The organism is Paenibacillus nanchangensis (assembly GCF_046543445.1).
Lineage (GTDB): Bacteria > Bacillota > Bacilli > Paenibacillales > Paenibacillaceae > Paenibacillus_AQ > Paenibacillus_AQ nanchangensis.
The window spans coordinates 59,690-72,092 of record NZ_JBHOFD010000033.1 but is presented as its reverse complement, the minus strand read 5'-3'; the positions used below and the strand labels follow the sequence as shown (position 1 = coordinate 72,092).

Sequence of the window (12,403 nt, the reverse complement as noted above, 5' to 3'; positions counted from 1 at the left end):
CCTCGTAAATAAGGGAATCTGAGTCCGTCTCTTTGCCAAAACGCTGAATAATCAGCAAATAAAGTATCCTGAGTCCGTAAAAAAGTTATAGGGGAGGACAAAGCACAGCTGCTTCAAAATACCTCCATCCGCCAATCGGTACAAGTACAAGTAAATCTATTGAATTGTTCTTACTCACTCAAGGGTATAAGCCATTTTTCCAGCTGCGAAAGTTGAGCTACTAATTTCCCCTGTCTTAAAATTTGCTTTAAAAAAGGTCCTTAGTCTTTATACGGATCAAACTCATCCGCCCCCGCCATGCAGACGCCAATCGGCTTCAGCACATGGAGTACCTCGACCGTCTCCGCATGCGCGTCCAGCACCCCCTGAAGCTTGCGGTACACAAACGGGCTTTCATCCGTCCCGGCGCCGCGCAGCTCCACGCCATAATTCCGCACCGCCGCCAGCATCTGCGCAGGCGTAATTTGGCCGCCGGTTCTTGTGCGGGTTTTCCAGTTCATTTTGCCCGCCGCCTGGGTCCGGCTCATAATCCGCCCGGCTCCATGAACAGTGCTGTAGTAGGCGTCCCGGTTCTCCTCACTATCTTTACCGCGCACAATTACCGAGATATCCCCCATGCTGCCGCCGATAAACCCAAGCTGTCCCGGCGCGGACGGCGTTGCTCCTTTACGGACCACCACTACATCCTGTCCTTCATGCGTTTCTTTCCAGGCAAAATTATGATGGTTATGCACCTCGAAGTCCGCTTCCGTCCCCAAGATGGACAGCACCTTAGCCATCACATAATCCCGCCCCGCATACGCATAACGTCCCGCCAGGGTCATCGCGCGGTAGTACATGTCGCCCAGCTCGCTTCCCAGCTCGAGCAGCACCGGCGGCTGATCCATGCTTTCGCCCGGCGCACCGGCCATAAACTCTCTGCCCGCCGCGAGGTTGATAAACCCGCTCGCCGTCCTATGCCCGAACCCCCGGCTGCCAAAGTGGTTGGCAACCCACAGCCGGCCGGTTTCCGCCTCCTCGAACAGGTCGACAAAATGATTGCCGCTCCCTACCGTGCCAAGCTGATTGCGGGCCAGCTGCTTCAGTTTGGTAGATGTCCCTCCCCCTACGGCTTCCTTATAGACGGCCCAACCGGGATCGTCGAACAGCTCGTGGTCAACCTTTTCATTATTCACCCGGCCTACGCCAAAAGAGATCTGGCGGGCAATTTCATCCATCATCCGCGGCAGTATGGGCTTGATATCAGCCGCCATTAACCGGGTTTGCACCGCCTTGTTGCCGCAGGCGATATCGTACCCGACGCCGGAAGGCGAAATCTGGCCGGCGTAAGCAACCACGCCGCCAATCGGCTGGCTGTAGCCGAGGTGATGATCGGCCATAAGCAAGGCCCTGACCGCATTGCCGGTCTCCGCGCATCTTTTGGCCTGACCAAGCGCCCCCACATCGGGGGTTCCCCATACCCGTACACCGTCTATAGTTTGATAAGTCATAATTGTGTCCTCTCCCGTTCGTTGATGTGCCGTGTTGGAGCACAGCAAGAGTTGAGGGTGGAGGGTGAGGGGGGAAGGTGAGGGTCGGGGTCGGGGTCGGTCACCGCCTCCCACTGCCGCTGGCTTTTCCTGCAGCTAGCATTCACGTCGTCTTCCTATTGCTGCGTGTCCAATCGCTGCTTTTCAGTCCTGCCCGGTCCTTGCCGCCTTTACTGCCCCTTCTCCACCTTCAGCTGCTGAATCCGCTCCTTCACCGATTCCTCCGGTTCCTTCTCCAACAGTTCGTTCACCGCATGCACGATTGGCTCTCCCCAAGCGTCAGCATCCCATGCTGCCAGCGCCCGCAGTGCCATATTCCGGTCCCGGATCACCGGGCTGTTCAATCCTGCCAGGATCAGCGGGCGGCCCACACCTTCATACCCGTCCAAGCTCTGCAGAATCGCGTTCAGGCAGCGATGGGGCGCAAATTCGTCGCCAAATCCCATTTCTTCCCCCGGTCCGGAGGCGATCCGCTCAAGCGGCAGACGTTCTTCGGCAAAAGCAACCAGCTTCCCGATCCGGTCCGCATCCGCAGCCCCCATCAGCCAAAAATAATGCGAATCCTGAATCGGATTCCCTTCAAGCTGCGCGTACAGCACATCCCACACATCGATGCCCAAGTATTTTGCTGCAGTCACCCCTTCATGAAACCCCGGCCCTTGACCGGACTCCACCGCTGCTCTGATGATTGCCTCCCACTTCGGATCGCTGAGAATCGCCTCACAAGCTTCTCTGCACTGCGTAACCAACGGCTCCGTCCATCCCTGGGCCTGCCGTTTTTCCCGAACTTCTTCTCCTTCAACCACATTCAAAAAATCAAGGATATTCGCCGTAATCAACAAATGTCCAGCTGTAGAGGCCATACCTCGAGCATGTCTCAGGTAGTGGGCAATCGCCTGCGGTCCCTGCTCATAATCACTGATGTCTTCGGCCGGACCGCCCGCCAGCAGCGCGCCGAGTATATCACCCGCCCCGTCAAACAGCTCGCCGTCGACCCGTTCCGCCGCAAGGGCCTGATCCAATTCCCCGTTCACCGCGCAGATATAGGCCAGGTATTCATGCATCACATTGTTGCGGCAGCCATAACGCAACAGCCAGGCCTTGATCTCCGGCGTGTCGGGTTTCAGCCGCTCGACGAGATGGATTTTGCCCCAGCCGTGCACTTGCTGCGCCATCTGGAACAGCACCCTATTGCTGTCCTCCATTCCATTCATAACGGCAACCGCGGCGTACAGCGTAAACTCATCGTGCCGGCCGAGGGTCAGCAGCAGCTCTTTCGCCTCTTCATTTTCAAAAAGCCCCAGCAGCGCGATACCAAACTTCACCGGATTCCGGTGCGCCGCATTTTCCGCCAGCCATACCGCCTCATGGAACAAACCACTCGGGCTCACGCCGTCCGCTCCGCGGATTCCATCCAGCAGCGCGTCGATCTGGCTGCCGACGTTCAGCTTAATCAGACGTTTATAAATCAATCGTCTGGTCGTCTCTTTTGGGCTCCGGCTGTGCTTGGCGAGCAGTGTAATCAGCTGCTGTGCCTCCTCTTCGGCTTCTCCCGGCCTCGCATGGTGTCCAAGTGCCCCGTCCAATCCGCCGGCTACCCAGCGCATTTTGCTATCAGCCCAAAATTCATCGTCGTCCGGAAGGGTCCCGTCTACAGACTCCCCCTGCTCTTTGATGTATGTATAGAGGGAGACTTTTCCATCCCAAGGATTTTCTTTATCCCGATTAAAAAATAGTACCATTACGCTGCGCCTCCTTAGTCAATGTTCGGTTCTGCCTGGTCCGCCTACCCGACTGGTTCGACGAGTTCGACTGCCTCGACCGGTTCGACGAGTTCGATGGCCCGCTTGGTTCGACTGCTGCGACCGGTTCGACTGGTCCGCTTGGTCTGCTTGGTTTGCCCAGTCGCTCGGTCCACTTGGTTTGCCCAGTCGCTCGGTCCACTTGGTCTGCTCAATCGCTCTGTCTGCCTGATCGCTCGGTCTGTCTGTCTGGTCTGTCTGGCCCCTGGCCCTCCTGTCTGCCGGGTCCGCCTGGTCTGCCTGAATTCCTACTGCGGCAACCTTCGTTATGCGACAGCTAGGTAAGACGGGTACAAACTACAGTGGCTGGCACGGTTTCCTCTGCGGACACCCATTTTTACGATAAATGCCGTTCTTGTACGTTCATCTTCGCTTATTTCGCAGGCCGTGAACATGGCGAAAGTATTACGAGACCGATTTTTGCGCGTCCTTTGACCGCTGACTTCCCCCTGCTACAATAGAAACAAACAGGAAACGGAGAGGAGAAACAAACATGGACAAGACCGTAACCATTCACGGAACAATGGTGTCGCTGATCCAAGGAGATATCACCAAAGTGCAGGCAGATGTCATTGTGAATGCCGCAAATACAAGCCTTCTGGGCGGCGGGGGTGTAGATGGAGCGATTCACCGGGCCGGAGGCAAGGCGATTTTGGAGGAGTGCATGAAGATTAGAGAGCGACAGGGCGGATGCGCGGTAGGCGAAGCGGTGATTACTACGGCGGGCAAGCTGCCTGTATCCCATGTCATTCACACCGTGGGTCCGGTCTGGAACGGCGGAACCGGCGGCGAGGCGGACAAGCTGCGGTCCTGTTATCTAAACTCGCTTGCACTGGCGGCGGAAGCCGGCTCGGCCAGCATTGCTTTTCCCAATATCAGCACAGGCATTTACCGGTTCCCCAAACCGCTTGCTGCGGAGACGGCGCTTGAGGCGGTGAAAGATTACCTGCACAGCCTGCCCGAAGAACAGCGCACCTTGGAGCGGGTTGTGTTCGTGTGTTTCGATGAGGAGAATTACAGTATCTATGAAGAGCGTTTAATAAACATGCAGGAAGTATAGTCGGCGAAGGATAATATTAAAATCTTTGCCTTGGCATGTCATTCGCACTAACACCTAAAAAAACAGGCCGCTCCTGGCAGGAACAACCTGTTTATCAATACAATGCTGACCTGGCTTTGCCCGGGCCACAGAAGCTTTAAATGAATTGAATTTTCATGAGGAGATATTTATTCTCTTCCTGTGTTGCCCGGAGCTGGAGCCGGTGCCGGAGCAGGGGCCGCTCCTCTTTCCGGCAAGTTCGCTTCTCCTGTACGGGGTGCATGCTGGTCGATCGGGTCGCCCAGGGCAAAGCTGCCGATGATTCGGCCAAGTGTATCACGGTCCAAGTCTTCCCGCGAATATAATTCCACGGTATACTCTTCCTGCTCCCAAATCACAATACCATTGGCATGATATACCGTCGTTCCGCCGATTTCCTCGGTTGTCACCTCGCCCGTGGTTCCGATCCCATTGTCCCCGCCCTTTGAAATCAGGAAATTGATGGTTTTGTCGCCCGAAATGTACTGTACTTCAGCCATGGTATCGCCGTGAAGGATGGTGTTCACATACTCGTAATCCCCCATCCAGCCGGGTGCCGGAAAGTTCAGTCCCAGCGCCGAGCGCGCCTGATCGATCGTCAGCTTGGGAGAAACGGGCAGCTCGATCACTCCGGAGGCGCTTCCCCCCTCTCCGGCCGTGCCGGAGGATGTTGCGGCTGATAAAGGTGCCTGAGGTTCTTTATCGTACTGCGTAATTTCTAAATTCCCCACTTGAAACCTGGCCAGGATCGATTGAAGCATTTCATGGGCATAAGAGGTTGTGGAGAAGACTCCGACCAGGCAGATCACCACGCTGGCTACGGCTGCAGCTTTCCATACTTTGTTACTCCTTGTAAAGCCGGTATTCTGTTTGGAACGCGGCAAAACGGACTCATTATTCAGCTTATCCATCAGACGACGATATCCCCGCTCTTTTGCCGCCATGTAATCCGGTTCAGTCTGCTCCAGCAGCTCGATCATCTGCCGAAAAGAAGCCGATTCCTCATTATTGTTCATGATTGAACCCTCCTGCCTGTAATATCTTCTGCAGTTTCTTTAGACTCCGGAACAGCACGACACCAATTTGGGACTCGCTGACACCCATAATCTGGGCAATCTCGGAATGCTTCAGTCCGGCTGCATACTTCATGGCAATGATATTGCGCTCCTTATCCCGCAGCTTAGCCATCGCCTTGAGCAGCGCACGGTTGTTATCCTCCCGAATCGCCAGTTCTTCGGGAGACGGCCTGGAGAAAACCGAGTCCAGAATGGAGTCCAGCGAAAAAAAGCTGCGTTTCTTCTGTGCCCGGTAATAGTCCGTAACGGCGTTTCTTGCGATCGCGAACAGCCACACGTCGAACGGGGCTTTGTCCTGCGAATAGCTGGAATACCTCCCTATCACGGATTCAAACACCAGACTGCATACATCCTCTGCGGCGTAATGGTCGTTGATTCGATACCAGACATATTTGTATATACGCGGATAATACATGTCGTACAGCTGTGTAAACCGCTCTGCCGACAGAACGGAATCACGCAGCAGCACCGGTTTCCTGTAAGGTTCGGTTGTTCCTTGGATAACTTCCATTCCCATCCTCCTTCCCTATAAATTGCTTTCCATCTGCTTGTTTGAGAGCTAAACCAATTGCGCAATTTGTAATGAACCCACTCTCACAGGTTAATACGGAGACTTGACAAAAGCATTAACAAAGGTGCCCCGAATGAAGGCATGCTTCAATTAACGGAGAGCAGTTGATATTCTGTCTTTTTTGAGCGCACAAAAAAGACGCGGCTCCTCCAAGTTGAGGAACTTGCGTCTTCGTTTCGTAATTAGGTTTCAGTGTTATACTTTCCGTTCACTTGCCAACCATTTTCGGCTCACCTGCTCATGAACGAAAGATCTGGTAAGCGGGTGATTCGGAGGCCAAGGTTACGCCCCTCCAATTTCCTTATCCTACCACAGGGGGAGGCGTCATGATATAATTGCAGCAGCAATAGAAAGGCTGATATGGGCGGTCGGCTAATCTCCCGGAAGGGGGGTGATGCCTGTGGAGGTGTATCAAGCGCTGTCGTTAATGTTCATGTTCGGTATGTTCATTCTCGCACTGCTTACTTACCTCAAAAAGAAATAGACCGCCCGGTCAAAGGATGCGGTCTATCTCAAAAGCCCACCTTGTAAGCCGCCGCCCTTAAAAGCGGCTATTGCTCGGAGAGTCGTGTTACCAGCACGGCTCTCTTTGCATCTTACGCTTAATCTGCGTTTATTATAACACGTCCTCCTCAATAATTGTACACGTAAACGTATACGTAAACGTGTATGCAGAGGGTCAGCCCTCCCCGCAATACTCCCTCAACTCATCCAACGTAAGCAGCAGGGTTTTGGGGTACGGGGCGATGTTCGTACTGGACCAAGTTAGATGCACAACCGCATATTTTTCCAGCTCGCCGATCCAAAAAAGCACATCATCATTGTCGTCACGCCGGGCTACAGCGACAGCCGCTGCGCCATACAGCGGGTGCTGCGGTCCCAGCTCCTTGTGGAGCTCTTTTTGCAGAGAAATTGCCGTATGCTCCGCCAGTTCCTCCCAAGGAGATCTCAAAAAAGTCAGCTTCTTCACTCCGTCCCCTCCTCGTTACACACTTCCCTCCGCAATGTCACCGCATCCCCTTATCCAGCACCGTCTCATCCAGCTTCTGCTTCTGCTTCTGCCCCTGCCCCGCAGCCATGTCCCTTGGCAAAATACTCCACACTATCCCTATAAACAATACCATACCGCCCGCAAACACGAAGTAAGGCACAGCGCTGCCATAGGTATCAAACAAAAAGCCGCCAAGCGCGGGTCCGAGGATCAAGCCCAGATAAGCGCCGGTGGAATATTTGCCGTATGCATCCCCCACCTGCCGCTCCGGAATCCCTTTGAGAAACATCGCGTCCAAGGCAAAACCAAGCATGGCGTCCGCCATAATCAGCACCGTCCACAGCAGCGCAAAAACAATAATTCCCGACGAAAAAATCGCAGCTGCAGCCGCTCCCGCAGCGATTAAGGCCGATACAGCGATGGCTTTACGGTACCCGATACGGTCGCCAACCTTCCCTAGCATTGGACCTGTAAACGCGGACACGATAATCGGCAAAAGAAACGCAATCGTAATCTCCTGCATATCCGCTTCAAATACGTCCTGCAGATAAGGGATCAAAATCACGGTAATCATACTGGACAGCAGGCAGAATAGGATGTTCACGAACCAAACTTTGCGTTTTTCCGGAGGCAGGGCAGACCTCGGAGCAGAAACCGGCCGCTTCTCTTCAACAGGTCTAGGCGTAAAAACCGTATATCCCAAAGCCAGCACAGCGGCCGCTCCGCAGGCGGCAAACAAAACGCTCCATCCGCTGAGCAGCTCAAACCTGCTTAGAATAAAATAGCATACTCCCACGCCAATGAATCCGCCGAGATTCCGGTTGCTGTCATAACGCCCCAGGCTCTGCGCGTAGCTTCCGCCCGCATCGGTAATGATCCCGAAGATGGACAGAGTGAGCAGGATGCTGGCCGCACCGTTGATTACCCTAGCCGTCACCAGAATCGCCAAGTTGTCCGCGACAGCAAAAGCGGCATAAGCGAATATAAAACACAGCAATGACGAGATAAAGACGGACCGCCGGCTGCATCTGTCCGACATTTTGCCGAGGAGAAGTCGCATGATAAGCTGTGACAGCGAAAATATCGAAACCAGCAGGGTGAACTGAAATGTGGAATAACCCAGTTCGTTGGTATAGAGGGGCAGCAGGACATCAAAAAAGATGTACGGTAAAGATACCAAAATAATAGGGATTTTGAGTTTTTGATAGGTCATGCCTTCACTCCTCTAGGTATGCTCCAGAACATTAGGTCAATTTTAGCGTAATAAAGCAGGAAGGATTTATGCAAAAAATCATATTTTGCTGCATTCTCCCAGTGTTTGCTTCCCTGCCCCCTCGAAAAAAACGCCCGATCCACTGGATCAGGCGTTTTATCGTACAGTTCGAGTTAATGGATATTGTGTTTTTTGAAGCTGCCGCCGTTCACCTCGGCTACATCGTACACCACAATAAACGCATTTGGATCAATTTCCCGGATGATTTCCTTCATCTTGCTCTCTTCGAGCCGGTTAATGATGCAGGTGATTTCCTTGAACTGCTCATTGGAATAACCGCCGTAAGCATCCGTGTACGTAGCCCCGCGGCCCAAACGGTCGCGGATTGTTTCCACCATCACTTCGGGCTGCTTCGTAATAATTTTGAAGGTTTTGGAGCCGCTCAAGCCTTCCTCGACAATGTGAATGACCTTCGAAGCAATGAAATAAGCGATAGCCGACAAAATCGCCCCCTGCAGGCCAAACACGGTGGACACCACAATGAAAACAAAGGCGTTAAGGAACAGGATCAGGTCGCTTGTGCCAAAGGGGATTTTGCGCGACAGCAATACAGCCAGCATATCGATCCCATCCAGCGCCCCGCCGTTACGCAGAGCCAGACCCATACCAAAACCGATAATGATCCCGCCAACGACCGTAACCAGCAGCGTATCCCCTTGAATAATTGTTGGCACATGATGCATAAGAACCGTACCGGCGGCCAAGGAGGCAATGCCGACCACGGAGTTAATGGCAAAACTTCTGCCAATCTGCTTATATCCGAGCCATACAAAAGGAATATTGATAACGCCGATCAGCACGCCTAAAGGTAGACCAAACAACTCGGAGCCTACGATGCTGAGACCTGTCACTCCGCCGTCCGAGACCTGGTTTGGAATTAACACCGCTTCCAGTCCATATGCTGCGATTAGCGCTCCGATTACAATCATTACGATTCTGCCCAGTTTCATCAGTGGATTCGATTTCTGTTTTGCCGCTTCTTTCATCTACTTTCCCCGTTTCACTTTAAGTTTTTCATTTCATCGAAGGCTGGTCCGATGCTATGTGATGAATCTCACGTTTGATTATTATACCATTCTCCAGGTTATTTAAGGAAACCCGTTGTTTCTGTAAACGGCACCATCATTGTGAGGGACGGTTCGGCACAAGGTTCGTGTATGATCCGCGGACCCGGCACGAAATTAGACACAAAAAAGCGTAAGTGAGACAATAGCAGCAGTTTAGCTTTCCAGGAAACGAGATGATAGGAGTAGTGAGACATCATAGCAGGAGCGCCAAGCTTTTCAGGAAACGCAGTGCAAGTTCGCAGATTTTTTTTGCGGAGAGCGGGGAAGCAGACGAAATGAATCAACCGGTGAAATAAAGGGAGGATGCCGCCTTGGTTATTATCAAAATAACCGCCGAATACTCGGCCGACAGTCAAGAAACCCGATTGTCCATTCTGGAGTTCCCGGGCGTAAAGGAGACAGCAAAAAGCTATCTTTTTGCCGGGAAAAGGTTCAGCAAAAATAAACTGCATCATATAGAGGTGGACCTCTCCAGGCCAAGGGTGGCAAAAGGAACGGTCTATGTGCTGGCGGACCGGCTGGAGGAGTTCAAGTCGTCGATTGTTGGTACCATTGTGGACGAGTTATATAAGTACAATAGGTAACTACAGCTGGGATAGCAGAGGATCAGCTGCAAAAAACGAACAAATGAACAGCAAACAAGCTGGTACCGGTTGACGGCTGCCAGCTTTCTTTTTGATTCTGCCAATGTCCACTTTCTTATTGAAGCTCGGATAAGTCTACCGGCTGCGGCACTCCCTTTGCCCGCGCCTTCATCTCCCCCGCCAGCACTTGGCCCAAATGCTCCAAAGCCAACCGGGTGTGGCGGTAAAAGGTCGTGCGGCTCATATGAAACGCGTCCGCAAGCTGAGCTTTCCCGTAATTTTTGCGCAAATAACTCTCCCGCAAAATCTGCTGCTCCAGCTCGGTCAGCGGGGAAGGCGGCTGCCCGGCCGACAATAAGCCCTGCAGCAGTTCGCGTATCTCCGCCCCATTTATTCCCGCCGCTGCAAAAGCAGGCTGTGCAAGCAGATGGGCGTCGTCATACAAATGCTGAAGCAGGCTTCTCGCCTCCTCCCACGACAGGGGTGGGATAGCCGCCGGCTGTTTTTCCTGCGGGAACGACTGCTGAATCACCCGCTCGACCCATACCTCAAAAGATGCCTGTCTTAAATCCAGCTCCCATACCACCATACCGGGCAGCTGACGTTTCGAGTGCTGCGGTTCTATGGCCTGAAAACCTGATAGCGGAAGCAGCATGTGGAGCTGCTGATCTTCTGTCGCGATAATGGCCCGCAGTCCGTTTGTTGTCTCGATCATCCACGATTGGAACAGCGCCGCGCCGAGCTCCTCCGGCCGGTAATAGGACTGTTCCACATTAACCGCGGCCAGCAGCAGGCACATCGTGTCCGCCGCTTCGGGAGACAGCGTGCGCAGGTGCTTGGTTTCTTTTCCCAGCACATCAAGATAAAATGGAGCATACCGCTCCAGCAGCGGCAGCGTTCCTTCATGCAGCCACAGTCCCGCGGAAAAAGCCAGCGGAATGCCGTAGGCGTCCCTTGTGACCAGGATGCTCATCGGGCTGTTTTTTGCAATGTCATCCAGCAGCCGGTGATGCGCCCCGGCCTCCACCAGCTCGGACTGCCAGTCGGAGCGGGATAACGATACCTCCAAAAAACGGTGTAGATACGGCAGATCCTCCGCACGAAAACTCTGCCGCTGCTCCTGCCCATGAATTCCCGAAAAATCGACGTACCGGTGAGCGGCAGGCATCTGCTCCCGGTACAGCTCCAGCGCATGGGTCGCGTACTGCATTTGGCGCAGCCGGTCTGCGGCCGGATACTGCCCGATCAGCAATTTCAGCGCCAGCCGGCGCATTTTACTGTATTCGCCTGGATGCCGCTGCTTATAATCTTCCCTCAAAATCCGGCTGACCACCTGGTGCAGGGCAAGTCCGCCCGGAACCACACGCACACACGACATCTGCCCAAGCGCAGTGTATTCGGCAGCGTTAAGCGGACGCTTCAGCAGGCGGTTAAGCATCGTTTGATCCGCGGCGGGAAACAGCGACAGCAGCTCCAGCGCATCATACATAAACGGGTCGGCCGCTTCCCGGAGCAGCTCCGCACTCAGGATTCTGGGCAGCTGTCCCGCCCGCTCCACCTGATCCGCCCCTTCACGTCTCATCAGGTCTGTGGTCAAGGCGAGCAGCAGCGGATGTCCTTCCGATTTTCGGGCAATGTCCTGCTGTACCTGCTCCGGCAGACCGCTATCCTGTAAATAGGCATAAACCTGTTCACGGGTGAACAGCTCCAGCGAAAAGCTTCGGATCCTGGGCGACCATACCTGGTCCGTATACCAGTGCAGCGGCAGCCCGGTCCGCGATGCCATGACCAACAGGAGCGGCGCGTTTCGCAATCTGGGGAGCAGCTGCGCCAGCAGCCAGCCTTCGATCCGGCCCAGCGCCTCGCAATTATCCAAGAGAACCACCGTACGCTCCCGGCACAACTCCGCTGCAACATGTCCAAAAAGCGTCTCGTCCGCCGCACGCGTCCTGCCATACTCCGTTTCCAGGCTCATCTCCAGATAATCCAGCAGATCCTTTGGCGTGTGCAGACAGATCTGCCCATCCACCCACAGCACACGAACGGCTGACAGGCGGGCCTCCGCCGCCATGTTCGTCAGCAGCGTCGTTTTGCCGATGCCGCCAATGCCGGATACCGCAAAGATTTGCGCACCTTCCCCCGGATTTTCGAGCCAGTCGGTCAATGCCTGCATTTCCTGGTCACAACCCACAATGCGCTGAGGATGAGATATTGGATCCGCTGAAAAATGATTCATTCCGCACACTACTCTCCAATTAAAATTTGAAACAAAATCGGAACAGCCTTTGTTTTTAAATATACTATAATTTTGTTGGACCGGCATCGGGCTGTGACCAAATGTACAGACAAAACAGAGTCAATCAGGGCCCGGATTTAAGGAGCAGCCGCTAGAATCTCTCATCTAAATTGAAGGCAAGCCGAAGGGCTATTGG

The 12,403-nt window shown here is 53.8% G+C and carries 11 protein-coding genes; 3 read left to right on the top strand and 8 right to left on the bottom strand.

All coding sequences use genetic code 11. From position 1 onward, the window contains the following. Window positions 1–260: 260 nt before the first annotated feature. Together ACE6ED_RS23005 and ACE6ED_RS23000 are read right to left on the bottom strand one after the other, a co-directional pair. Entirely contained in the window at window positions 261–1,490 is a 1,230-nt protein-coding gene (locus ACE6ED_RS23005) for an RtcB family protein (protein ID WP_410829764.1), read from the bottom strand. A 209-nt stretch (window positions 1,491–1,699) separates the two neighbouring features. Continuing rightward, a complete protein-coding gene (locus tag ACE6ED_RS23000; protein WP_410829763.1) occupies window positions 1,700–3,271 on the bottom strand; it encodes a limonene hydroxylase in 1,572 nt (523 codons plus the stop codon). Between the two features lie 553 nt (window positions 3,272–3,824). Here ACE6ED_RS23000 and ACE6ED_RS22995 point away from each other — a divergent pair. Next, window positions 3,825–4,391: an O-acetyl-ADP-ribose deacetylase gene (locus tag ACE6ED_RS22995; protein ID WP_410829762.1), complete on the top strand. Its 567-nt coding sequence runs from the start codon at window positions 3,825–3,827 to the stop codon at window positions 4,389–4,391. Window positions 4,392–4,558: 167 nt separating this feature from the next. Here the strand turns inward: ACE6ED_RS22995 and ACE6ED_RS22990 are convergent, their stop codons facing one another. Together ACE6ED_RS22990 and ACE6ED_RS22985 are read right to left on the bottom strand one after the other, a co-directional pair. Then, a complete protein-coding gene (locus ACE6ED_RS22990) occupies window positions 4,559–5,425 on the bottom strand; it encodes a hypothetical protein (RefSeq protein ID WP_410829761.1) in 867 nt (288 codons plus the stop codon). Continuing rightward, complete coding sequence (locus ACE6ED_RS22985; RefSeq protein WP_410829760.1) at window positions 5,415–5,996, bottom strand: sigma-70 family RNA polymerase sigma factor; 582 nt, start codon at window positions 5,994–5,996, stop codon at window positions 5,415–5,417. The genes ACE6ED_RS22990 and ACE6ED_RS22985 overlap by 11 nt, the downstream gene beginning before the upstream one ends. Window positions 5,997–6,450: 454 nt before the next feature. On the opposite strand from ACE6ED_RS22985, the gene ACE6ED_RS22980 reads away from it, so the two are divergent. Continuing rightward, complete coding sequence (locus ACE6ED_RS22980; RefSeq protein ID WP_275262654.1) at window positions 6,451–6,540, top strand: putative holin-like toxin; 90 nt, start codon at window positions 6,451–6,453, stop codon at window positions 6,538–6,540. Window positions 6,541–6,735: 195 nt separating this feature from the next. On the opposite strand, the gene ACE6ED_RS22975 is transcribed toward ACE6ED_RS22980, so the two are convergent. The 3 genes from ACE6ED_RS22975 to ACE6ED_RS22965 form a co-directional block, all read right to left on the bottom strand. Next, window positions 6,736–7,026: a hypothetical protein gene (locus tag ACE6ED_RS22975; protein ID WP_410829759.1), complete on the bottom strand. Its 291-nt coding sequence runs from the start codon at window positions 7,024–7,026 to the stop codon at window positions 6,736–6,738. 37 nt (window positions 7,027–7,063) lie between these two features. Further along, complete coding sequence (locus ACE6ED_RS22970) at window positions 7,064–8,260, bottom strand: MFS transporter (protein ID WP_410829758.1); 1,197 nt, start codon at window positions 8,258–8,260, stop codon at window positions 7,064–7,066. A gap of 173 nt (window positions 8,261–8,433) precedes the next feature. After that, window positions 8,434–9,306: a YitT family protein gene (locus tag ACE6ED_RS22965; protein WP_410829757.1), complete on the bottom strand. Its 873-nt coding sequence runs from the start codon at window positions 9,304–9,306 to the stop codon at window positions 8,434–8,436. Between the two features lie 392 nt (window positions 9,307–9,698). Here ACE6ED_RS22965 and ACE6ED_RS22960 point away from each other — a divergent pair, with 392 nt between their 5' ends. Continuing rightward, window positions 9,699–9,971, top strand: coding sequence for a hypothetical protein (locus ACE6ED_RS22960; protein ID WP_410829756.1), 273 nt, complete (start codon window positions 9,699–9,701; stop codon window positions 9,969–9,971). Window positions 9,972–10,086: 115 nt separating this feature from the next. On the opposite strand, the gene ACE6ED_RS22955 is transcribed toward ACE6ED_RS22960, so the two are convergent. After that, a complete protein-coding gene (locus ACE6ED_RS22955; RefSeq protein WP_410829755.1) occupies window positions 10,087–12,144 on the bottom strand; it encodes a bacterio-opsin activator in 2,058 nt (685 codons plus the stop codon). Window positions 12,145–12,403 lie beyond the last annotated feature (259 nt).

What these genes read in the sequence shown, in the direction of transcription:
- ACE6ED_RS22990 (WP_410829761.1), bottom strand. Translation starts at nt 5,425, where the DNA reads ATGAACAATAATGAGGAATCGGCTTCTTTTCGGCAGATGATCGAGCTG.
- ACE6ED_RS22955 (WP_410829755.1), bottom strand. Translation starts at nt 12,144, where the DNA reads ATGCAGGCATTGACCGACTGGCTCGAAAATCCGGGGGAAGGTGCGCAA.
- ACE6ED_RS22985 (WP_410829760.1), bottom strand. Translation starts at nt 5,996, where the DNA reads ATGGAAGTTATCCAAGGAACAACCGAACCTTACAGGAAACCGGTGCTG.
- ACE6ED_RS22995 (WP_410829762.1), top strand. Translation starts at nt 3,825, where the DNA reads ATGGACAAGACCGTAACCATTCACGGAACAATGGTGTCGCTGATCCAA.
- ACE6ED_RS23000 (WP_410829763.1), bottom strand. Translation starts at nt 3,271, where the DNA reads ATGGTACTATTTTTTAATCGGGATAAAGAAAATCCTTGGGATGGAAAA.
- ACE6ED_RS23005 (WP_410829764.1), bottom strand. Translation starts at nt 1,490, where the DNA reads ATGACTTATCAAACTATAGACGGTGTACGGGTATGGGGAACCCCCGAT.
- ACE6ED_RS22970 (WP_410829758.1), bottom strand. Translation starts at nt 8,260, where the DNA reads ATGACCTATCAAAAACTCAAAATCCCTATTATTTTGGTATCTTTACCG.
- ACE6ED_RS22965 (WP_410829757.1), bottom strand. Translation starts at nt 9,306, where the DNA reads ATGAAAGAAGCGGCAAAACAGAAATCGAATCCACTGATGAAACTGGGC.
- ACE6ED_RS22980 (WP_275262654.1), top strand. Translation starts at nt 6,451, where the DNA reads ATGCCTGTGGAGGTGTATCAAGCGCTGTCGTTAATGTTCATGTTCGGT.